This window comes from Pseudomonas sp. ASL9 (assembly GCF_056680335.1).
Genome location: NZ_CM155277.1, coordinates 965,308 through 985,498, shown reverse-complemented (window position 1 = coordinate 985,498; position 20,191 = coordinate 965,308). Strand labels below are relative to the sequence as shown.

The 20,191-nt window shown below is 60.9% G+C and carries 17 protein-coding genes and 1 pseudogene; 5 read left to right on the top strand and 13 right to left on the bottom strand.

Annotation, left to right across the window (positions count from 1 at the left end):
- Positions 1 to 3: 3 nt before the first annotated feature.
- The 3 genes from gcvH to AC1ME2_RS04600 form a co-directional block, all read right to left on the bottom strand.
- Complete coding sequence (gene gcvH / locus AC1ME2_RS04610; protein ID WP_480439608.1) at positions 4 to 387, bottom strand: glycine cleavage system protein GcvH; 384 nt, start codon at positions 385 to 387, stop codon at positions 4 to 6.
- A gap of 316 nt (positions 388 to 703) precedes the next feature.
- The gene (locus AC1ME2_RS04605; protein ID WP_480439607.1) at positions 704 to 2,239 is read right to left on the bottom strand and encodes a sigma-54-dependent transcriptional regulator; all 1,536 of its coding nucleotides are present in this window, start codon (positions 2,237 to 2,239) and stop codon (positions 704 to 706) included.
- 142 nt (positions 2,240 to 2,381) lie between these two features.
- Complete coding sequence (locus tag AC1ME2_RS04600) at positions 2,382 to 3,296, bottom strand: LysR family transcriptional regulator (protein ID WP_480439605.1); 915 nt, start codon at positions 3,294 to 3,296, stop codon at positions 2,382 to 2,384.
- Positions 3,297 to 3,735: 439 nt separating this feature from the next.
- On the opposite strand from AC1ME2_RS04600, the gene speB reads away from it, so the two are divergent.
- The 4 genes from speB (at position 3,736) to betA (ending at position 9,717) form a co-directional block, all read left to right on the top strand.
- Positions 3,736 to 4,713: an agmatinase gene (gene speB / locus AC1ME2_RS04595; protein ID WP_480439604.1), complete on the top strand. Its 978-nt coding sequence runs from the start codon at positions 3,736 to 3,738 to the stop codon at positions 4,711 to 4,713.
- A 98-nt stretch (positions 4,714 to 4,811) separates the two neighbouring features.
- Positions 4,812 to 6,320, top strand: a complete 1,509-nt coding sequence (locus AC1ME2_RS04590) for an aldehyde dehydrogenase family protein (protein WP_480439602.1) — start codon at positions 4,812 to 4,814, stop codon at positions 6,318 to 6,320.
- A gap of 137 nt (positions 6,321 to 6,457) precedes the next feature.
- Positions 6,458 to 8,026 (top strand): purine-cytosine permease family protein, encoded by a 1,569-nt coding sequence (locus AC1ME2_RS04585; RefSeq protein WP_480439601.1) that lies wholly within the window; start codon positions 6,458 to 6,460, stop codon positions 8,024 to 8,026.
- Between the two features lie 2 nt (positions 8,027 to 8,028).
- Positions 8,029 to 9,717, top strand: coding sequence for a choline dehydrogenase (gene betA, locus AC1ME2_RS04580; RefSeq protein WP_480439599.1), 1,689 nt, complete (start codon positions 8,029 to 8,031; stop codon positions 9,715 to 9,717).
- Between the two features lie 167 nt (positions 9,718 to 9,884).
- Here betA and AC1ME2_RS04575 read toward each other — a convergent pair whose 3' ends face one another.
- The 4 genes from AC1ME2_RS04575 to AC1ME2_RS04560 all read right to left on the bottom strand — a co-directional run bounded on the left by AC1ME2_RS04575 (position 9,885) and on the right by AC1ME2_RS04560 (position 14,002).
- Positions 9,885 to 10,124, bottom strand: coding sequence for a CopG family ribbon-helix-helix protein (locus AC1ME2_RS04575; RefSeq protein WP_480439597.1), 240 nt, complete (start codon positions 10,122 to 10,124; stop codon positions 9,885 to 9,887).
- A gap of 140 nt (positions 10,125 to 10,264) precedes the next feature.
- Entirely contained in the window at positions 10,265 to 11,350 is a 1,086-nt protein-coding gene (locus tag AC1ME2_RS04570; protein WP_480439595.1) for an ABC transporter ATP-binding protein, read from the bottom strand.
- Positions 11,347 to 12,981 carry an ABC transporter permease gene (locus tag AC1ME2_RS04565; RefSeq protein ID WP_480441999.1) on the bottom strand — a complete coding sequence of 545 codons (1,635 nt, stop codon included), beginning with the start codon at positions 12,979 to 12,981 and terminating at the stop codon, positions 11,347 to 11,349. The genes AC1ME2_RS04570 and AC1ME2_RS04565 overlap by 4 nt, the downstream gene beginning before the upstream one ends.
- A gap of 4 nt (positions 12,982 to 12,985) precedes the next feature.
- Positions 12,986 to 14,002, bottom strand: coding sequence for an iron ABC transporter substrate-binding protein (locus AC1ME2_RS04560; protein WP_480439593.1), 1,017 nt, complete (start codon positions 14,000 to 14,002; stop codon positions 12,986 to 12,988).
- Between the two features lie 226 nt (positions 14,003 to 14,228).
- Between AC1ME2_RS04560 and AC1ME2_RS04555 the strand changes: the two are divergent.
- Positions 14,229 to 14,369: pseudogene (locus tag AC1ME2_RS04555) on the top strand (heat-shock protein); the annotation flags it as partial.
- A 59-nt stretch (positions 14,370 to 14,428) separates the two neighbouring features.
- Here AC1ME2_RS04555 and AC1ME2_RS04550 read toward each other — a convergent pair.
- The 6 genes from AC1ME2_RS04550 to hypB form a co-directional block, all read right to left on the bottom strand.
- Positions 14,429 to 15,508, bottom strand: a complete 1,080-nt coding sequence (locus tag AC1ME2_RS04550; RefSeq protein WP_480439592.1) for an FUSC family protein — start codon at positions 15,506 to 15,508, stop codon at positions 14,429 to 14,431.
- A 75-nt stretch (positions 15,509 to 15,583) separates the two neighbouring features.
- Positions 15,584 to 16,651, bottom strand: coding sequence for a hydrogenase expression/formation protein HypE (hypE, locus tag AC1ME2_RS04545; protein WP_480439591.1), 1,068 nt, complete (start codon positions 16,649 to 16,651; stop codon positions 15,584 to 15,586).
- The gene (hypD, locus tag AC1ME2_RS04540) at positions 16,648 to 17,787 is read right to left on the bottom strand and encodes a hydrogenase formation protein HypD (RefSeq protein ID WP_480439589.1); all 1,140 of its coding nucleotides are present in this window, start codon (positions 17,785 to 17,787) and stop codon (positions 16,648 to 16,650) included. Before hypD ends, hypE begins: the two co-directional genes overlap by 4 nt.
- Entirely contained in the window at positions 17,784 to 18,017 is a 234-nt protein-coding gene (locus tag AC1ME2_RS04535) for a HypC/HybG/HupF family hydrogenase formation chaperone (RefSeq protein ID WP_480439587.1), read from the bottom strand. The genes hypD and AC1ME2_RS04535 overlap by 4 nt, the downstream gene beginning before the upstream one ends.
- The gene (locus AC1ME2_RS04530; RefSeq protein WP_480439586.1) at positions 18,008 to 19,171 is read right to left on the bottom strand and encodes a Kae1-like domain-containing protein; all 1,164 of its coding nucleotides are present in this window, start codon (positions 19,169 to 19,171) and stop codon (positions 18,008 to 18,010) included. The genes AC1ME2_RS04535 and AC1ME2_RS04530 overlap by 10 nt, the downstream gene beginning before the upstream one ends.
- 1 nt (position 19,172) lies before the next feature.
- Positions 19,173 to 20,171 (bottom strand): hydrogenase nickel incorporation protein HypB, encoded by a 999-nt coding sequence (gene hypB, locus AC1ME2_RS04525; protein ID WP_480439585.1) that lies wholly within the window; start codon positions 20,169 to 20,171, stop codon positions 19,173 to 19,175.
- Positions 20,172 to 20,191: the final 20 nt, after the last annotated feature.

Sequence of the window (20,191 nt, the reverse complement as noted above, 5' to 3'; positions counted from 1 at the left end):
CGCTCAGGCTTCGGCGCTGTCTTTGGTCAGACGCTGGTAAGCAGCTTCGTCGAGCAGATTGGCCATTACGCCCGGGTCGCTAGGACGCAAACGGAAGAACCAGCCGCCGCCAAAAGCGTCTTCGTTGACCTGCTCGGGTGTGTCTTGCAGTGCCGCGTTCACATCGACCACTTCGCCATCCACCGGCATGCTGATGTTGCTGGCGGCTTTCACCGATTCCAGCACGGCCACTTCTTCGCCAGCGCTGTAGGTGCGTAATTCAGGCAGTTGCACAAACACCACGTCACCCAGCGCCGACTGGGCGTAATCGGTGATGCCGACCGTCACCAGACCATCGCTGTCCAAACGCAGCCATTCGTGGTCGGCAGTAAAACGCAATTCGCTCATGTGAACTCCTCAGTGGTCAGACTCATCCGCTGCGGGTGGCGGATGACAATGTTCAGGCTCGTGCAAGCAGCGAGCGTTACTGAGAGGGTTCTTTAGCAAGTCAGGTGCCAGTTATAGTTAGTTGTTTTAAATCAATAGGTTATGTGTTTTTTAAACACGTCGTTCGCCTACGTGTGTAGCGAATTCAATACGGTTTTATGGGTCAACGAGAGCGTAGCGGGGGCAGGGCGGCGAAGGGGGCGTACGACGCGGGACTGTATTGAATTCCATACGCTGTCGCGATTTCGCTACAGCGTGTGCGGGATCGGTCAACGGCTCAGCCTTTGCCGGGAATGCCGTACTTGCGCAACCGGTGGGCGATGGCGCTGTGGGAGGTGTGTAGCCGTGCGGCCAACAGTCGGCAGGAGGGGTGACTGTCGTAGAGCTGTTGCAGCAGGTTTTTTTCGAAACCTTCGACTGCTTCTTCCAGGCTGCTGACTTCGCCATCCTGTTGCCACGCTACCGCCGTACTGGCGATGTCCAGGTCGTCGATACCCACCAGCGGGCTTTCGCACATCGCCGCAGCGCGGAAAATGATGTTCTGCAATTGGCGCACATTGCCTGGCCAGCGGTTGCTGAGCAGCGCGGGGTATGTGCCGGGAGCCAGCCGACAGGTGGGACGTTGAATCTGGGTACAGGCTTGCTCCAGGAAGTGCCGGGCCAACAACAGGATGTCGTGGCCGCGTTCGCGCAGCGGTGGCACTTCCAGATTGAGCACATTCAGCCGGTAGAACAGGTCCTCACGAAAACTGCCTTCGCTGACCATGTTGTCCAGATTGCGGTGGGTGGCACTGAGGATGCGCACGTTGACCTTTACTTCGCGATCACCGCCGACCCGGCGAAAGCAGCCATCGCTCAAAAAGCGCAGCAGTTTGGCTTGCAGGTAGGGTGACATTTCACCGATTTCGTCGAGGAACACCGTGCCGTGGTTGGCCAGCTCGAGCAGACCCAGTTTGCCGCCGCGCTGGGCGCCGGTGAAGGCGCCAGGGGCATAGCCGAATAGCTCACTCTCGGCCAGGCTCTCCGGGAGTGCCGCGCAGTTCAGGGCGAGGAACGGCGCGTCACGCCGTGTACTGATCGCGTGGCAGGCACGCGCCACCAATTCTTTACCGGTGCCGGTTTCGCCCTGGATCAGCAGCGGTGCGTCGAGCGCGGCAACACGCTGGGCGCGGGTCTTCAGGGCTTGCACCGGCAGCGAGTCGCCGAGTAACGCATCGAAGCCTTCGGCGTGGTCGTGATGCAGCGCAGCCAGACGTTCGCCGATACGGTTTGGCAAGTACAACGTCAGCAGGCCGCCCGCCAGCGGCTGACTGCTCGGGTCGCTCGCTTCGCTGATCGGCATCGCATCGAGCAGTAAGGTCTGGCCGTTGAGGGTCACTTCACGCATCGGCAGGCGATAACCGTGATCGATCAATGTGCGTTGCAGGGTTTGATCGTCGAACAGCGCCGTCAATGGCTCGCCGGTGGGTTCGCGGCCGCACAGGGCGATCAATGCAGGGTTCGCCAGCAGCACGTGACCGCGGCCATCCACCGCCAATACCGGGTCGGCCATGGCCGCCAGCAAGGCGTCCAGTTGCAGGCGTCGACGCTGGCCGGGGAGGATGTCGACCACCGTTACGGATTGCACCCCTTGCACCCGCAGAAAGGCGTCGCGCAGTTCTTCCAGGACATCGGCGCCGAGGGTCGGCGCGTCGATATACACGTTCGGCGGCACCATCTCGACCGCATCCAGATTGAGGCTGCGCCCGCCGAGCAGGGCGAGTACTTCCTGGGTGATGCCGACGCGGTCGATGAACGTGACGTGGATGCGCATAGTGGGCCTGAAGAGAGTGCAAACGGGATCATTGATGTGACCGAGTATGCCGGGCCTTGTTCGAGTGTGGCGAGGGGGTTGTCACCGGGAGGCGGAGCCAGGGTATTAAAACCTGGCTGCCAGAACCGGGAGCCACCGATGCTCAGGCATGGGCTTCGTTGCGTGCAGTGGCCGCCAGGTCTTCGAGGAAGACCCGCAGAATCGGCGGTGGGGCCACGCCGCGCCGAGTGATCAGATCGAACGGCGACATCAGGCGCATGCTCACCGGCCCCAGTTGCTGCATTTCGCCGGTTTTGACCCACTGGGCGGCGAAATGGATGGGCAGAAAGCCGAGATAGGCCCCGGAGATGATGAGAATGGCCAGCGCCTCGATGTTGTCCACGGTGGCCGCCGCCTTGCTGACGCCCAGGTGCTCAAGGTCGTATTGCTGCATGTAACCCCGGGCGACGATACGGCTTGCGCCGATCTCCTCAAGCAGCTCCGCACTTTCGGCTTTGCAGCCAAACAGCGGATGGCGCCGACCGCAGTAAACCCCGAGGGCCTCGTGGTAAAGCGGTAAATATTCGAGGCCGGGAACAGGGTTGGGAAAGTGCCCGATGGCCAGGTGCAAGCGGCCGTCGAGCACCCGTTCCTCCAGCTCGGCAGGGGCGCCGACGTACACGTTGAGGTGGACGTCGTGCCCTCTGGAAACGAAGCGCTGAGTGGTTCTGGGCAGTGGCGAGTCAGGGTCAGTGATGGTCGAGTCGATGATGCCCAGATTGAGCATGCCGGTGATGTGTTGCTTGAGCACATCGGCATCCAGGCAAAAATTATCGACGGCCGATAACAGGCGCTGGGTGGACTCGAAAATAGCCACGCCTTGTTCGGTCAGACGAAAGCCGCTGCGGCCACGCTGGCAGAGCTTCACGCCAAGCCGGGTTTCCAGATGAGTCATCTGTTCGCTGATGGTCGACTGGCCGACATTCAAGGCCGCCTGCGCGGCTGAAAAGCCTCCACATTTGACGATGGCGGCGAAGACCCTGAGCAGTTTCAGGTCCACATCGTGTAGCTGGTTCACCCCGACCTCCTATCAAACAACAGATAACTTATTGAAAAATAAAGCATAAATGTCGTTATATTTTCAGCTAAACGCAGCTCCTACACAGGCTGTGTGAAAACCTCGGAGACCGAGTGGCTGGCTAAAAAACGTACTAAAAATCGCGCCCCTACGTGAATTCTAGGTCTGTATACCAGACGAGCTTTTTCAGAATTCACGTGAGAGCGCGCAGTTCATTTTTTGGCGAGGGTTTTCACACAGCCTGTACAGGACCCAGTTTGCTGCACGACAGCGCGGCATCTCCTGCCTGTCTATGCATCGGAAATGCCGATGTGAGTATCGGATGTTTAGCATTTTTTTTATGAAATCCCGCGCTCATAGTCACTCCAACAGCGATTACTTACCAGCTTCGCCCTCGCTAAGACAACCTCTTCAAAAATAAAAACGGAGATGCAGCACCATGTCTAAACACGGTTATGAATCCGGTCGCTTGAACCTGCCATTCGTAGGCCACTGCACCTTTGCCAAGTCCCCGGTCTGCACCGATTGGGATGCGCTGGATGCAGACGTGGCCATCCTAGGTGCGCCTAACGACATGGGGACTCAGTGGCGTTCGGGTGCTCGCTTTGGTCCACGCGGCATTCGTGAGGCATCGACCTTGTTCTCCTTCGGTCATGCCGGTGCCTACGACCATGAAGATGACGTGCTCTACCTGACGGCGGATGACGTGAGCATGGTGGATGTGGGCGATGCCGATATCGTCCATACCGACATGAACGCCAGCAACGACAACATCGAATACGCGGTGCGCAAGATTCTCGATGCCGGCGCGATGCCCGTTGTTCTCGGCGGCGACCACTCGGTTCACGCCCCGGTGATCAAGGCGTTCGAGGGCCGTGGACCGATCCATATCGTGCACTTCGATGCACACCTGGATTTTGTCGATGAACGGCATGGCGTTCGCTACGGCCACGGCAACCCGTTGCGCCGCGCATCGGAAATGGACCACATCGTCGGCATGACCCAGATGGGCATTCGCAATGTGTCGTCGTCCAATCGCGATGACTATGAAGCTGCCCACGCCGCCGGTTCGAAAATCCTTTCGGTGCGCGATGTTCGTCGTCTCGGCACCGAGGGCGTGATGGAGCTGATCCCGCAAGGGCTCAACTACTACATCACGATCGACATCGACGGCTTCGACCCGTCCATCGCCCCCGGTACGGGCACGCCCAGTCATGGCGGCTTCTTGTATTACGAAGTGCTGGAAATCATTCAGGCGCTGGCCAAGCGCAGTAAAGGCAACATCATCGGCATGGATCTGGTCGAGGTTGCGCCCGTCTATGACCCCGCCGGGGTGACCTCGATTCTTGCCGCTCAATTGCTGCTGAACAGCATCGGCTTTATCTACCACGAGCGGGCTAAAGCACGCGCCATGTAACTGAAGAATCATCCCCGGGCTCATCAGTGCGCGCTCGGGTCGATCATCGAACCACAGTGGCCCGACGTGACCGCGACCGTCAGCCAGAGAGAACAATAATGGACACGATCGTTAAGCATTACCTACAGAAATTCGGCGTCTCTGAAGCCACCCAAACCTTCCTTGGCAAGGCCCAGAAGATGTTCATCGGCGGCGCCTGGGTCGAGGCCAGTGATGGACAGACTTCCGATGTTATCGAGCCGTCGACCGAGGGTCTGATTACCCGTATTCCTATGGGCACTGCCGACGATCTGGATCGGGCGGTGCAGGCGGCCCGCGCACAGTTTGACGGTGGTACCTGGCGCCAGGCCAAGCCCCTCGAGCGCGAACGGATGATGCATCGCTTAGCCGACCTGATTGAAATCAACGCCGCCGAACTGGCTGAAATCGAATCCATCGACGTCGGCAAGTCAGCCGCCCAGGCGCGGGATGTCGATATCCAGGGCACGGTCGACACCCTGCGCTATTTCGCCGGTTGGGCGACGAAGATCCACGGGCGCACCGTTGAGCCGTCCCTGCCGGGCAACTATCTGGCCTACACCCGTAAAGAACCCGTGGGCGTGGTGGGTGCCATCGTGCCGTGGAACTTTCCGCTGCAAACCATGGCCTGGAAACTCGGCGCCGCCTTGGCAACCGGTTGTACCGTGGTGGTCAAACCGGCCGAACTGACCTCGCTGTCGGCCTTGCGTTTTGCCGAGTTGGTAGAGGAAGCGGGCATCCCCGCCGGCGTAATCAACATCGTAACCGGGCGCGGCAGCGTGGTCGGTGCGGCGATGGCGACACACCCCGGCATCGACAAGCTGACCTTCACCGGTTCGACGCCGGTCGGCCGCACTGTCGGGCGGGCCGCGCTGGATGAAATGAAGCGACTAACCCTCGAACTCGGAGGAAAATCCCCGGTTATCGTGCTCGCCGATGCTGACGTACCGGCTGCCGCCAAAGCGATCGCCAATGGGGTGTTCTTCAACTCCGGCCAGGTCTGCGACGCCGGCACCCGCGCCTACATCCATCGGAGCATTTACGACGAATTCCTGCGTGAACTGATCGCCTACACCCGGACGTTGAAGATGGCCCCGGGACTTGATCCCGACTGCTTTATCAGCCCACTGGTGTCGGCGTTGCAGAAGGCGCGAGTGACGGAGTACATCGACATTGGTAAACGCGAAGGTGCCGAGCTGGTTTACGGCGGCCAGCCTGTCGCGGGCCCCGGCTACTTCGTCGAGCCCACCATCTTCGCCCATTGCCGCAGTGACATGCGGATCGTTCAGGAGGAAATTTTTGGTCCGGTGCTGGTCACCGCGCCCTTCGACGATGAGGAAGAGGCCCTGGCCTTGGCCAACGACTCGCCCTATGGGCTGGCCGCCGCCCTCTACTCCAACGACCTTGGCCGCGTACACAGCCTGATTCCACGCTTACGTGCAGGCACGGTCTACGTCAACGCTCACAGCACCATCGACCCTTCGATGCCGTTTGGTGGCTACAAACACTCTGGATTCGGCAAGGATCTGGGGGCTGAACAGCTCGAATTCCTGCTGGAAACCAAGGCCGTGTGGATCACGTTGCCCTGAGTATCGATTGAAGTCAGATCACGTGCGGCGCGAGCTGCACCTCTGTAATCGGGAACCACAAGGATGCGCCGGGGCGTCGTTCACCCAAACAATTGCAGTTGTCTCGTCATGATCTTCACTAACAATAAGAGTACATCATGAACACACAATCCAAGGTTGCAATCAGTGCTCCTCCTCGCGGTGACAAGCTGGCGGTCGAAGGACATTCGATCGACTTTATCCCCGAAAGCGAACGCACCGACAAAGTGGCGAGTCAGGGACCGTTCTGGTTCCTCGGCAACTTCACCTTCTTTACCATGACAATTGGCTTCGTCGGTCCGAGTGTTGGTTTGAGCGCGTTATGGACCACCCTGGCTGGCACGCTGGGCATCATGTTCGGTACGTTGTTCATGGCGTTCCACGGTTCGCAGGGTCCCCACCTGGGGCTGCCGCAGATGATCCAGTCGCGGGCGCAGTTCGGCTATCGCGGAGTGATTCTGGTGTTGCTGGCGACGCTGTTTGTTTTCGCCGGTTTCAATATCGTCAACCTTGTGTTGATGATGCAGGGCCTGCACACGCTCTTCGGTTTCAACCCGATGGTGGTGGCGCTGGTCGTGACGGTGCCCGCGACGGTGTTGGCGATCCTCGGCCATGACTGGATGCACCGCAGCTTCAAATGGGCGTTGTACCTGTCGATTCCACTGTATGGCCTGGTGACGTTGGCGGTGCTGATGCACTGGGTGCCCGATGCGCCGATGCCGCTACTGGCCGCAGGCGAAGCCACCCCGGCGCCACTTGGGTTCAACTGGACCGGCTTTATCACTCAATTCGCCGCCGCCGCGAGTTACAACATCGCCTACGCGCCTTATGTTTCCGACTATTCGCGCTACCTGCCGAAGAACACGTCGAGTGGGAAGTTGATCGCTGTGGTCTTTCTTGGCGCCTCACTGTCTGGCGCATGGATGATTGCCGTGGGCGGCTGGCTGGCTGATCACCTGCATGCAACCGACGTGCTGGTCGCGCTCAACCAAGTGGGCAGCACCCTGTCGCCGATCGTTGGCACCGTCGTGGTGGCCGTGACGATCCTCGCGTTCTTGCCGGTCATCGCTATGAACATCTACAGCGCGAAGCTGACCACCCTGACCTGCGTCGACTCGATCAAACACATCGAGCCGACACGCAAGGCACGCATCCTCGCGATTGGTTTCGTGATCCTGCTGCAACTGGGCGTGGCACTGAGCATTCAAGGTTCGGACACAGGGCTGTCGGTACTGGGGATCTACCTGGTGGTGATGCTGTACTTCCTCGTGCCCTGGACCGCCGTCAACCTGACTGACTACTTCTTTGTTCGCCGGGGTCGCTACGCCATTCCGCATTTTTTCACACCGCACAACACGCTCTATGGCAGCTGGGGCATGCGCGGAATCGCCTCGTATGCCATCGGCTTCGTCGCGATGATCCCGTTCTTCTACATCTTCGACGGCGTGGCGCAGAAGGAAGTCTATGTCGGCCCGCTCGCCAGAGCACTCGGCAACATCGACGTCGCCTGGCTGGTCGGGTTGATCGTGTCGGGGATGGCGTACTACTGGCTCAGCCGCTCTATCGATTTGAAGCACGAAGAAGCGGTGATACAGCACATCGAGAATGAGAGCCCGCATTACTCCACCGGGGACAAAAAGACCTCGCGTCCAGCGCCGATGCTCAGCGAAACGACCTTCGGGAGATAACCATGACGACCCAACAATACGACTACATCATCATCGGCGCAGGCTCCGCCGGGTGCGTGTTGGCCAACCGCCTGACTGAAGATGCCGACACCCGTGTTCTGGTGCTGGAATACGGTGGCAGCGATCGCAGTGTGGTGATCCAGATGCCCAGTGCTTTTTCGATCCCGATGAACACCACGAAATACAACTGGCGCTACGAGACCGAGCCGGAGCCCTACCTCAACGGCCGCCGCATCCACTGCCCACGGGGCAAGGTCCTGGGTGGCTCGTCGTCGATCAATGGCCTGGTCTACATTCGCGGTCATGCCTTCGACTTTGACGAGTGGGAGTCACTGGGCGCCAACGGTTGGGGTTACCGTAATTGCCTGCCGTATTTCAAACGCGCCGAGAGCTGCGAGGCGGGCGGTGACGATTACCGAGGCGGCTCTGGCCCCTTGCACACCAGCAACGGCAACAACATGAAAAACCCGCTGTACGGGGCGTGGATCGATGCGGGCGCCGAGGCGGGCTACCTCAAGACCGACGACTGCAACGGCTTTATGCAGGAAGGTTTCGGCGCCATGCACATGACGGTGAAGAATGGCGTCCGCTGTTCCACCGCAAACGCTTATCTGCGACCCGCCATGGAACGCCCCAATCTGACGGTGATCACCAAGGCGATGACACGTCACATCATCCTCGACGGCAAGCGGGCAGTGGGGGTCGTTTATGACCGTGAAGGCCAAACCCACACCGTCCATTGCACCCGGGAAGTATTGATCTCGGCGGGCCCTATCGGTTCACCTCATTTGCTGCAACGCTCCGGTATCGGGCCAGCAGCAGTGCTCAAGAACGCCGGAGTGGACGTCAGGCATGACCTCCCGGGCGTAGGCGAAAACCTGCAGGACCACTCGGAGATCTACATCCAGTTCGCCTGCAAGGAACCCGTCACGCTCAACAGCAAAATGGACCCGCTGAGCAAGCTGATGATCGGTTTGCGCTGGCTGCTGTACAAGGACGGACTCGGTGCTACCAATCACTTCGAGGCCGGTGGTTTCATTCGCTCCGAACAGGGCTTGCGCTGGCCCGACACCCAGTTTCACTTTCTGCCGGCTGCGATGCGTTACGACGGTAAAAAGCCGATCAAGGGGCATGGCTTCATGGTGCTCACCGGGCCGAACAAACCCAAGAGCCGAGGTTATGTGCGGATTCGTTCGGCTGATCCCTACGAACATCCGGAGATTCTCTTCAACTACCTGCAACGCGAAGAGGACCGCGAGGGCTTTCGCCGTTGCGTGCGTCTGACCCGGGAAATCATCGGCCAGCCGGCGATGGATCGCTTCCGCGAAGCAGAGATTGCGCCGGGACCACAGGTAACCAGCGACGAGGAGATCGATGCCTTCGTCCGCGAAAACCTGGAGAGTACCTACCACCCCTGCGGCTCGTGCCGCATGGGCGAGGACGACATGGCCGTCGTCGACTCGGAACTGCGCGTTCGAGGTCTCAAAGGGTTACGGGTGATCGACTCGTCGGTGTTTCCGACCGAACCGAACGGTAATCTCAACGCCCCGACCATCATGCTCGCCGAACGCGCGGCTGACCTGGTTCGCGGACGCACGATGTTGCCCGCCTCCGATGCAGTCGTCGGCCTGGCCCACGCATGGGAAACCCGTCAGCGCCCATCGTCGCCGGTACGCACTGTCAGCGTTTGATTCAACGGCGCGCGGGTAGCGGATGATCGATGCCGCGCAGGTCCATGGAGACTGGCGCGGCATCTAAACGTGAGACTGAGGCGAAATAAAAAAGGGGGATGGTTACCAAAAGGCAGGAGGCAAGCGGCGTGTATGGAAAATTCGCAGGGAGGGCGGTTTTTAGTCACTCAACGCGCATTGCCTGTCCACTTTTCCATGACTGCGCTTACTTCGGCCTCGCTGGCAAAGTCGCACGCGTCAGCTTCTTCCAGCGCTCGCTGAATTTCCGCAATCTGCCCAGCCTCTCTGGCGAGATATTCGCGCAGGGCGGCGATGGCCAGGAAGGATTTGCTGCGTCCAGTCGCCTTGGCAAGGGTGTCCAGGGTGTCTGATATTTCGTCGGGTAGACGCAAAGACATAACAGACATGTGCACCTCCTTTGTAGTGACTTGTAGTGCATCACACCACGGCGTCATACGTCCAGATGGGCGAGCGGGCTGTCACGGATCGTGTCCATGTCGGCAATGCTACCGGTGGTCCTCACGCTCCCGCGCAAGCACCTCTTCCATCACCGCGCCCCATTACCCAACACATGCGCACACCCAGCAACGGAAATGAGCACTGTGTTCCCGACTGCCGGGGCATGGATGCTGGGGCAGCGAACCAGTAGGGATCGGTTCGTTGGCTGACCATTCGCCGATTGAGACGCTGCTTTCAGTTTTACCGTCATCATGCAGGCGTTCCCGCCAAAATCGCTTTCTGTAACGACGCCCAGGCATCCATCCGGCCGCTCTTGAGAAGGCAGTTGGCTGGACAGCTGGATCTGCTCCGGGCGCAGCATGATCTGGGTTGCTCCGTGGTGCGTGTTATCACCAACGGGGATGCGCCCCAGTTCGCAGGTGGCCCAGCCGGCTTCGACCACGGCGGGTATGACTACCGCATCGCCCAGGAAGAGTGCCGTTTCTTCGTCACGGGGGCGAAGGTAAAGGTCCATGGGAGCGCCCACCTGAATCAGCTTGCCTTGACGCATGACGGCCAGTTGATTGGCAAAGGACAGGGCTTCAGCCTGATCGTGAGTCACCAGAATGGTGGTGACACCCGCGTCGGCCAACAGTTGCGCCACGGCTTTGCGCATGGAGGCGCGCAGGCCGGTGTCGAGCGCAGAGAACGGTTCGTCGAGCAGCATCAGCTTGGGGCGTTGGGCCAACGCTCGGGCCAGCGCTACCCGTTGCTGCTGACCGCCAGAAAGCTCGTGAGGCCAACGCGGGAGCATGCGTCTGTCCAGCACGACCATCTCCATCAGTTCCTCGATCCGGTGCTGCTTCGAGGCCGCGTTGCCTGGAAGTCCAAAACCGATATTGGCGGCCACCGTCATGTGTGGGAACAGCGCGCCATCCTGCGGAACATAGCCAATCAGCCGCTGGTGTGCCGGGACCTCAGTAGACCCGTCGACCAGGGTTGTGCCATTCAGCGTAATGCTGCCTGAGTCGGGAAACTCAAAGCCGGCAATCATCCGCAGCAAGGTAGTTTTACCCGAGCCGGAAGGACCGACAATGGCCGTTCGGCTGCCCGCAGGTACCGACAGGTTGACGTTATCTACGGCAGGCAGTGCACCAAAGGATTTGAAGATAGCATTTAATTCAAGAGAACTCATCGGCCTGCCGTGCGTTTGGATTGATAGTAAAGAAGCCATGTCAACGGAAGCGAAAGAACAACCATGATCAATGCATAAGGCGCGGCTGCGGCATAGTCGATCTCGCTGGTCATGGCCCAGAAGCCGGCTGCCAGCGTGCGCGTACCGCTGGGGGCGAGCAGCAACGTGGCGGTCAGTTCATTGGTGATGCCGAGGAAGACCAGTGCGACACCTGCGGCCGCGCCCGGTGCAGCCAGGCGCAGGGTAATGAGCCAGAGTGCCTGGCCGGGCGAGCGGCCAAGGCTGCGGGCCATGTTTTCCAGTTCCACAGGCGCTTGGGCAATGCCTGCCCGCAAGTTGACCAGCGCTCTGGGCAAGAACATCAGCATGTAGGCCAGCAGCACCGTGAGGGTGGTCTGGTAAATCGGGCGGGCAAATTTAATGGTGATAGTCACCAGCGCCAGCGCCACGACAATGCCTGGCAACGAGCTGGCGATGTAATTGCAGCTTTCCAGGAGGCGATGGAGGCGCCCCGGCGAGCGGACCGACAGCCAGGCGATGGGGACAGCGGCCAGTGTCGTGATGATCGCGCCGGTGCTGGCCAGAATCAGCGTCTGCTCCAGTGCCGGGAGGAGGGTGTCCATGCGCCAGACGTCAGCTCCGCCTGCGATCAGCCATTTGGAGAGGGTGATCAGCGGCACGCCCAGCGCCAATGCGGTTGCGAGTATGGGCAGCAGCAGGGCCATGAGGGTGGTCTTGCGGCCCAGCCGGCAGGTTCGCTGTTGGCGCGCGCTGCCGGAGCCGACGCGTGCATAACGGGCTTTGCCACGTGTGGCCGATTCGAATGTCAGCATCGCCAGACAGCAGAGCGCCAGCACGCCAGCCAACATGTTGGCCGCAGGGCCGTTATAGGAGGACTGGAACTGGTCAAAAATCGCGGTGGTAAAGGTGTCGAAACGGACCATTGCATACAGGCCGTATTCGGCCAACAGGTGCAGCCCGACCAGCAAGGAGCCGCCCCATATCGCCAGGCGCAACTGGGGGAGCACGACGCGGAAAAATACCGCCCATGGCTTCAAACCCAGAGACTCCGCCACATCCTCAATGCCGGGATCAAGGCGCCGCAATGCTGCGGCTGCCGGCAAATAGAGGAAGGGGAAATAGGCAATGACCGATACCAGTACCCCGGCAAACAGTCCATGAATGGGTGGCACCAGGCTGACCCATGCATAGCTGTGCACGAAAGCGGGTATCGCAAGGGGAGCCGTAGCGAGCACTGACCACAGGCGTCGCAAGGGCAGGTCGGTTCGCTCGGTCAGCCAGGCCAGCGCCACGCCGAGTGCAACGCATAGGGGCACCGTGAGCACGACGAGCAGCACGGTATTGGTCAGCAATTCCCCGACCTTGGGCCGGAAGACCAGTTCCACGATAGTGGCCCAACCGGTCTGGACAGAAATGCCGACGACGAATCCTAGTGGCAAGAGTGCCAATAACGAAATCAGAACGGACGTCACAACAACCCATGTAGCAGGACGGCCGCCGGGTGAGCGGGACCGTCCTTTGAGGGCGGAGGCTGGAATCACCGCGTAGGTTGTTCCAGCAGGTTCGTGTGCCTCGACTGTCGCACGGGCACTGGAAGTTTGCTCCGCCATCACGTTATAGCAGCCCCGCTTGAGTCATCAGTTCGACCGCTTTTTTGCTGTTGAGCTTGGAGGCGTCCACGATAGGCGCATCCAGTTCTGCGAGCGGAGTCAGTTTCGGGTTGGAGGGTGCATCCTGGCCCACGGCATATTCGAACGAGTTGCCGGTCTTCAGGATTCCCTGGCCTTCTTTGCTAGTCACATACTTCAGGAAGGCCTGAGCTTCTTCCTTGTGTTTGCTGGAAGCCAGAACGCCGCCACCGGAAATGCTGACGAATGCGCCCGGGTCTTTGTGCTTGAAGTAGTACAGACCGGTATTTTTGCTGTTCTCGCCCGTTTTGGATTGATCCACCAGGCTGTAGTAGTGGTAGATCACACCGCTATCGACCTGACCAGCATTGACCGCTTTCAGCACAGAGCCGTTGCCGCGGTAGGCGACGAAGTTGGTTTTCATCGCTTTCAGCCAGTCCAGGGTTGCCGCTTCGCCTTTGAGCTCAAGCAGAGCGCTGACAATGGCCTGGAAATCTGCACCGTTCGGCGAGGCAGCCCAGCGGCCTTTCCAGTTCGGGTTAGCCAGATCAAGCAGAGACTTCGGCATGTCTGCCGCAGAGAGCTTGTCCTTGTTGTAAACGAAGACGGTCGAACGTGCAGCGATGCCGACCCACTTGCCGTGGGCCGGGCGATAGGCCGAATTCACCTGCGACAGCGTGGTTGGAGCCACCGGTGCGAACAGGCCGGCGTTGTCTACCATGACCATGGCAGGCGAGTTCTCAGTCAGGAAAACGTCGGCTGGGGAGGCTGCACCTTCCTGGACGATCTGGTTGCCAATTTCGCTGTCATCACCGTTACGCACCGTGACCTTGATCCCGGTTTCACGGGTGAAACCGTCTACCCAGGATTTAGTCAGGCTTTCGTGCTGGGCGTTGTAGACAACGATACCGTCAGCGCTGGGGGCAGCATAAACACTGCTTGCGCCCATAAGAGCCATGGCAAGCAATGTAACTTTGGCAAAAGAAGGGGTACGAGAAGTCATCCTGAGGGCAGCTCCAAAGATGTTGGAAGAATTAGCTGGAGCCGGTCACAGACGTCTTTGTGACCGGTTGTTGCGATCATACATAACAATACGAATTGTTTGCATTAATAACTGCCCTATCACTACGCGCCAGGGTACTGAATATACTTCCCTTTGCGACATCAGGGGAAGCTCCTCCGACCCGTTGCTGTGAGGATTGGGGACTGCCTCAGGGCGTGAAGCAGGCATAGAGGTTAGGACCGCATCTTTGACCGATGGCCTGCTCAGTATTGATTTACTGCGAATCATCCCCGAAGAGGCCAAGGCCAAACGCATTCCAATCGGCGGGTCAGAACGATCCGTCCTGGAGCAAGCGGCCCTGCAGTAATGCAAGGGTATAGAGAGGGGCGCCGTGAGGCGCCCTTCTTTCAGATCGATGACCCGCAGTCAGATCTTCCATTTCCTTGCGGTCTTCGCCAGTTGCTGGCGCATATCGTCGATGTTGGCAGCCAGTTGCAGGGTCAGCAGCCGATAGCCGTCCAGCGCTGAGTAGACCGGCGTGTTCGATGCCGGGTCTTTTTCCGCGCCGACGGCGGGCCGTTCGAGCCGCTCCGAGGCTCCGGTTTGCAGTGCGCGCGCCATCGCAATCAGCTGTACGCGTATCTGTCTGTTTTCAGCTTTCAGAGACAGTTGCAGCTGGCCCATGGCCTGTTCGTCACTGGCGGCGGGCCGGGTGTTGGCGAGGATCTCCAGGGTGCTGATACACAGCCGCAGATTGCGCTGGATGGCGTCGAGTTTATTGAGTGATATCCGCACCTCTTTGGACACCGAGGGCATCAACGAGCGCAGTTGCACCATGGCGCCGGTCAGACGGTTCATCAGCTTGAGGTACTCGTCGTCGCTGACCGATTGGCCACTGATGATTCGGCTGTGGATCGCGGCACAGTCACGCAGTGCGCTCGCCAGGTTGTAGCGCCAGGAGAACACCGCATACAGCGGCAGGGCGAAGGAGAACGCCAAGGCCAATACGATGCCGATGAGGATGTCGACGGTACGCCAAAGGCCATCGGATATCGGGTTATCGCCATGACCGGCGACGATGAACACGGTGATCGCCGACAGCAGCGCCGTGTAGCCGCCTTTGCCGATCGCGTGATAAGCAAAAAAGCCGCACACCGCAGACATGCCCAGGTATGTGAGCAACGGTATGCCCAAGTACGCTTGCTGGGCGACCAGCAACAGGCCAACGGCGGCACCGATCAGCGTGCCATAGGCTCGCTCGGCCGCTTTTTTACCGATATTGCCGTGGTGTTGCAGCCCGCCGATCACCACCAGCATGGTGACCGAGGCCCATTCACCGTGGGGCAGGTTGATGCCGGTGGTCAACAATATCGACGCGAGCAACCCCAGCGACACGCGCACGGCGTGGATAAGCCTGGCGTTGCGGTAGCGTCGATAGGGATCCAGCAGCGGTCGCAGGAGTTTGCGTAAAAGCGGAGGGAGTCGCGATGATCGAAGGTCATACATCGGTTCAATGACGCTCTTGGTCTGTGGGTCGAGGCCGTTCAGTTATGGGCTGTGCCGGCAGCTCGAACCCTATGATCAACAGATTCTAGGCAACTGCTCTCCGGTCAGCCAGTCTACTATCCTGCGCCCACCGAAGCGGGTTTGCATTTGCACGAAACCGTGCGAGTCATCCAACACGGTGCCGATGCGTACCGCGTCTTTCCCCAAGGGGTGTTGGCGCATGGCGTGCAGCAGCGGTTCAGCGTCTGCCTCGGCGCAGATGGCGACCAACTTGCCTTCGTTAGCGATGTACAGCGGGTCGAGGCCGAGCAGTTCGCACGCGGCTTCGACCTGTGGCAGAACCGGGATCATGGCTTCGTCGAGGAGCATGCCAACCCCGGATTGACCGGCAATCTCGTTCAGTGTTGTCGCCAGGCCGCCACGTGTCGGGTCGCGGAGCACGCGCAAACCAGGGGCGGTCGCGAGCATCTGGGCGACCAGTTCGTGCAGGGCAATGCTGTCGGAGAGGATTTCGGTGTCGAATTCCAGCGCCTCGCGCTTGGACATGATTGCCACGCCGTGTTCGCCAATGCTGCCGGACAGCAAAATAGCATCGCCAGGGCGAGCACGATGGCCGCCGGTATTGATGCCAGCGGCGACCACGCCAATCCCGGTGGTACTGATAAACACGCCGTCGCCCTTGCCGCGCTCGACCACCTTGGTGTCGCCCGTGACGATGGGTACGCCTGCCTCGCGGGAGGCGCGGGCCATGGACTCGACGATGCGTTTCAAGTCGGCAAGGGGAAAACCTTCCTCGATGATGAAACTGGCGGCCAGGTACAGCGGCCGAGCACCGGTCATGGCGACGTCGTTGACGGTGCCATGCACGGACAGGCTGCCGATGTCGCCGCCGGGGAAGAACAGCGGCGAAACCACATGGGCGTCGGTCGCCATGACCATGCGTTCGCCGGGGGCGAGTTCGGGTGTGAAGACCGCACCGTCGTTGCCTTCGCGCAGCCAAGCGTTGTCGAAGGCGGCAATGAACAGTTCTTCGATCAATTGCGCCGAAGCGCGACCGCCAGCGCCGTGGCTCATGTCGATGCGCCCGTCGCGCACGTTCAGGGGGCGGACATAGCCGCGTTTGACGGGGGAACCTGCGTTCATAAAGCCACTACCTCAATGTCCTTGTAGCGCCCGTAGGCGTAATGCGCGGCGCAGGCGCCTTCGTTGGAAACCATGCACGAGCCCATTGGATTCTCCGGCGTACACACGGTGCCGAACAGGCGGCAATCCGTGGGCTTTTTCTGCCCGCGAAGAATGGCGCCACATTCGCAGGCCTTGTTATCAGGCACGGCCTGGTACTCCAAATCAAAGCGCACTTCGGCGTCGTAGCGGGCGAAGGCCGGACGAATGCGCAGGGCGCTGAGGGGCACTTCACCGAGCCCGCGCCATTCAAAGCTAGGGCGCAACTCGAAAACCTCGTCCATCAGCGCCTGGGCGCCTGTGTTGCCGTGGCGTCCGACTGCGCGAATGAACTCGTTCTCGACTTCGGCCCGGCCCTCGTTTACCTGGCGCACCAGCATCAAGATCGCTTGCATCACGTCCAGCGGCTCGAACCCGGCGATGACCACCGGCTTGCGGTATAGAAGGGCGAAGCCTTCATAAGGGGCCGAGCCGATGACGATGCTGACATGCGCCGGGCCGATAAAGCCGTCCAGTTCCACCGCCGAAGCGGCGTCCTGCTGCGGCGCGGCGAGGATGTGTGAAATGGCTGCGGGCGTCAGGACATGGCAGCAGAGCACACTGAAGTTCTCCAGACCGCGTGCCGCCGCTTCGCGAATAATCAACGCCGTGGGCGGTGTCGTGGTCTCGAAACCGATGGCGAAGAACACCACCTGCCGCGTCGGGTTTGCTTCGGCGATTTTCAGTGCGTCGAGCGGCGAATAGATCATGCGGATATCGGCGCCATGCGCTTTGGCACGGAGCAATGAAAGCCCTTCGGACGCGGGTACGCGCAGGGTGTCGCCGTAGCTGCACAGGATTGCCCCGTGCTCCAGGGCCAGTTTGATCGCCAGGTCGATGCGCCCAATGGGCAGCACGCAGACCGGGCAGCCGGGGCCGTGGATCATGCGCACGTTATCGGGCAGCAGCTCGCTGACCCCGTAGCGGGAAATCGCGTGGGTATGGCCGCCGCAGAATTCCATGAAACGGTAGGCCCGGTCGGGATGTGCTTCTTCGCGGATGCGTGCAGCGATGCGTTGAGCCAGCTCGCCGTCGCGGTATTCGTCGATGTACTTCATGAGGCTTCCAGATGAGCGCGGTTCAACTCGTCGAACATGTCCAGCGTGCGCTGGGCTTCCTCGGGGTCGATCAGGCCCAGGGCATAGCCGACATGGATAATCACGTAGTCGCCGACCTGTGCCTCGGGCACCAGCGCCAGAGAGATTTCTTTGCGGATGCCGCCGAGATCGACCATCGCGGTGTCGCCACTGCGCAGTTCAACCACGCGGGCAGGAATGGCTAGGCACATGGTGGGGACTCCTCCAGCGGCAAGGCCGCTTGGCTGTCAAGGTTGGGCCAGTGGGCAGCAATCCAGCCTTGGCCGAGGGCGAGACCGGCATCGCCGCAGGACACGCTCTGTGCGCTGAAGACCTGCACGCCATGGGTGCCGAGCAGATGGCTGAGGCGCGCACTGAGCAGGCGGTTGGCGAAGCAACCACCGCCGAGCAGTACCGGCAGTTTTACGGGCTGTTGCAGCACCCAGTCGGTCAGGGCCGCCGCCAGTGTCAGGTGGAACAGTGCGGCACCTTCGGCGCTGCGACCATGATCGGCGAGATCGAATAGGCGCGTGAGCAGCGGGCGCAGATCAAGCACGCCATCAGCCCGGATGCGCCACAGGCCTTTGACCGCTGGCTCGGCATTTTCCGCCAGATAGTCGCTGGCCAGACGCTCCAGAGCGATGGCGGCTTCTGCCTCGGCCTGCTGGCGCACACTGATCCCGAGAATACCGGCGGCGGCATCGAACCAGCGTCCTGCGCCACTGCTGGGTGGACAGTTAAGGTCGCGGCGGAGCATGCCCGCAACGGTAGCCGCGCTCTGCTCGCCGACCAGCGCGCCGAGGCGTGGGACGATTTCCTCATCGCGATCCAGTAGATGCAGTGCGGCTGCGGCCAGACGCCAAGGCTCACGGGCAGCGATGTCGCCGCCCGGCAGGGGCAATGGCAGCAGAGACCCGAGTCGGTGCCACGCGTGGGGCGCGACCCACAGCAACTCGCCACCCCAGGCGGCGCCGTCACTGCCGAGGCCGACGCCGTCCAGCGCCAGACCCAGCACGGGCCCGTCGAGCCCATGTTCGGCCATTAACGCACCGATATGAGCGTGGTGATGCTGGACCGCCAGTGCCGGCACGCCCAGTCGAGCCGCCAGGCTTACCGCCAGTTGTGAACTGTAGAAATCCGGGTGCAGGTCATGGGCGATAACCTGGGGGGTGGCGTCGGCATGCGCCAGCAAGCGCTCCAGCGACGCGTCGAGGTCCAGACAACTTTGCGGGTTGCCCAAATCGCCGTGCACCGGGGACCACAGCACTTGATCGCGTTGCAGCAGACAGGCGGCGTTTTTCAGCCAGGCACCGCAGGCCAGCACGGGCGGCCAGACGTTAGCGTTGGGGAGTTTCTGGCTACGCATGTCAGGCGCCCTCGGCCGGCGCTTTAAGCGCTGCCAGTTCGGCTTCCAGCGCGGCGATGCGGGCAGCTCGGCGATCTTTTTGCGGCGCACCGGCCAGCAGCCAGTCGAGCCAGGCGTCCAGGCCGGTGCCGTCCCGGGCGCTGAGCTGAATGATCTGCAACTGCGGATTGACCTGATGGGCATAGTCCAGGCAGCGCTGCACGTCGAAATCCAGATGAGGCAGCAGGTCTATCTTGTTGAGGATCATCAGCCGTGCGGCGGCGAACATGTCCGGGTACTTGAGCGGTTTATCCTCGCCCTCGGTGACCGACAGGATCGCCACTTTGCCTGCCTCGCCAAGGTCCCAAAGCGCCGGGCAGACCAGGTTGCCGACGTTCTCGATAAACAGAATGCCCGCAGGTTCGCCTGCGCCGTGTGCATGATGATCGTGGGCGGCGTGGTGAGGGTGGTGGTGGGCGAGCAGCGGGGCCTTGGGGTGAAGATGCGCGTGCCCTGCGGCATGCAGCGCGTCGTGCAGCGGCAGGCGCGCGTAGGCTTCGGTGATCATCCGGGCGTCCAGGTGGCAACCCTTGCCGGTGTTGATCTGGATCGCCGGAACCCCCGTAGCGCGGATGCGCTCGGCGTCGTTGCGGGTCTGTTGGTCACCTTCAATCACCGCGATGGGTAGCCCGGCGCGGCGCTTGCGCAGGGCGAGGAGGGTGGCACACAGCAGGGTGGTCTTGCCGGAGCCGGGGCTGGAAACCAGATTGAGCGCCAGCACACCATGGGCGGTGAAGTTCTCCCGGTTGCGTGCGGCGTGGCGGTCGTTCTCGCCGAGCACATCTTGCTCGATGCGGATCGTCCTTGCCTGGCTCAAGCCGGGCACTGAGACCCGCGCTTCGCCCGCGCCGTAATGCAGGTCACCCGTGGCGTCGACGCGCACGTCGCTATCGGTGGCTGACTCGTTGTTCGGGTGTTGCTCGTGTGAATGGCCGGTACCGCAGCCGCAGACGACGCACATGGCGTTTCTCCAGATTTCAA

What these genes read in the sequence shown, in the direction of transcription:
- AC1ME2_RS04570 (WP_480439595.1), bottom strand. Translation starts at nt 11,350, where the DNA reads ATGAGTTCTCTTGAATTAAATGCTATCTTCAAATCCTTTGGTGCACTG.
- AC1ME2_RS04605 (WP_480439607.1), bottom strand. Translation starts at nt 2,239, where the DNA reads ATGCGCATCCACGTCACGTTCATCGACCGCGTCGGCATCACCCAGGAA.
- AC1ME2_RS04585 (WP_480439601.1), top strand. Translation starts at nt 6,458, where the DNA reads ATGAACACACAATCCAAGGTTGCAATCAGTGCTCCTCCTCGCGGTGAC.
- hypB (WP_480439585.1), bottom strand. Translation starts at nt 20,171, where the DNA reads ATGTGCGTCGTCTGCGGCTGCGGTACCGGCCATTCACACGAGCAACAC.
- hypE (WP_480439591.1), bottom strand. Translation starts at nt 16,651, where the DNA reads ATGAACGCAGGTTCCCCCGTCAAACGCGGCTATGTCCGCCCCCTGAAC.
- betA (WP_480439599.1), top strand. Translation starts at nt 8,029, where the DNA reads ATGACGACCCAACAATACGACTACATCATCATCGGCGCAGGCTCCGCC.
- speB (WP_480439604.1), top strand. Translation starts at nt 3,736, where the DNA reads ATGTCTAAACACGGTTATGAATCCGGTCGCTTGAACCTGCCATTCGTA.
- AC1ME2_RS04590 (WP_480439602.1), top strand. Translation starts at nt 4,812, where the DNA reads ATGGACACGATCGTTAAGCATTACCTACAGAAATTCGGCGTCTCTGAA.
- gcvH (WP_480439608.1), bottom strand. Translation starts at nt 387, where the DNA reads ATGAGCGAATTGCGTTTTACTGCCGACCACGAATGGCTGCGTTTGGAC.
- AC1ME2_RS04575 (WP_480439597.1), bottom strand. Translation starts at nt 10,124, where the DNA reads ATGTCTGTTATGTCTTTGCGTCTACCCGACGAAATATCAGACACCCTG.
- AC1ME2_RS04560 (WP_480439593.1), bottom strand. Translation starts at nt 14,002, where the DNA reads ATGACTTCTCGTACCCCTTCTTTTGCCAAAGTTACATTGCTTGCCATG.
- AC1ME2_RS04535 (WP_480439587.1), bottom strand. Translation starts at nt 18,017, where the DNA reads ATGTGCCTAGCCATTCCTGCCCGCGTGGTTGAACTGCGCAGTGGCGAC.
- AC1ME2_RS04565 (WP_480441999.1), bottom strand. Translation starts at nt 12,981, where the DNA reads ATGGCGGAGCAAACTTCCAGTGCCCGTGCGACAGTCGAGGCACACGAA.
- AC1ME2_RS04530 (WP_480439586.1), bottom strand. Translation starts at nt 19,171, where the DNA reads ATGCGTAGCCAGAAACTCCCCAACGCTAACGTCTGGCCGCCCGTGCTG.
- hypD (WP_480439589.1), bottom strand. Translation starts at nt 17,787, where the DNA reads ATGAAGTACATCGACGAATACCGCGACGGCGAGCTGGCTCAACGCATC.
- AC1ME2_RS04550 (WP_480439592.1), bottom strand. Translation starts at nt 15,508, where the DNA reads ATGTATGACCTTCGATCATCGCGACTCCCTCCGCTTTTACGCAAACTC.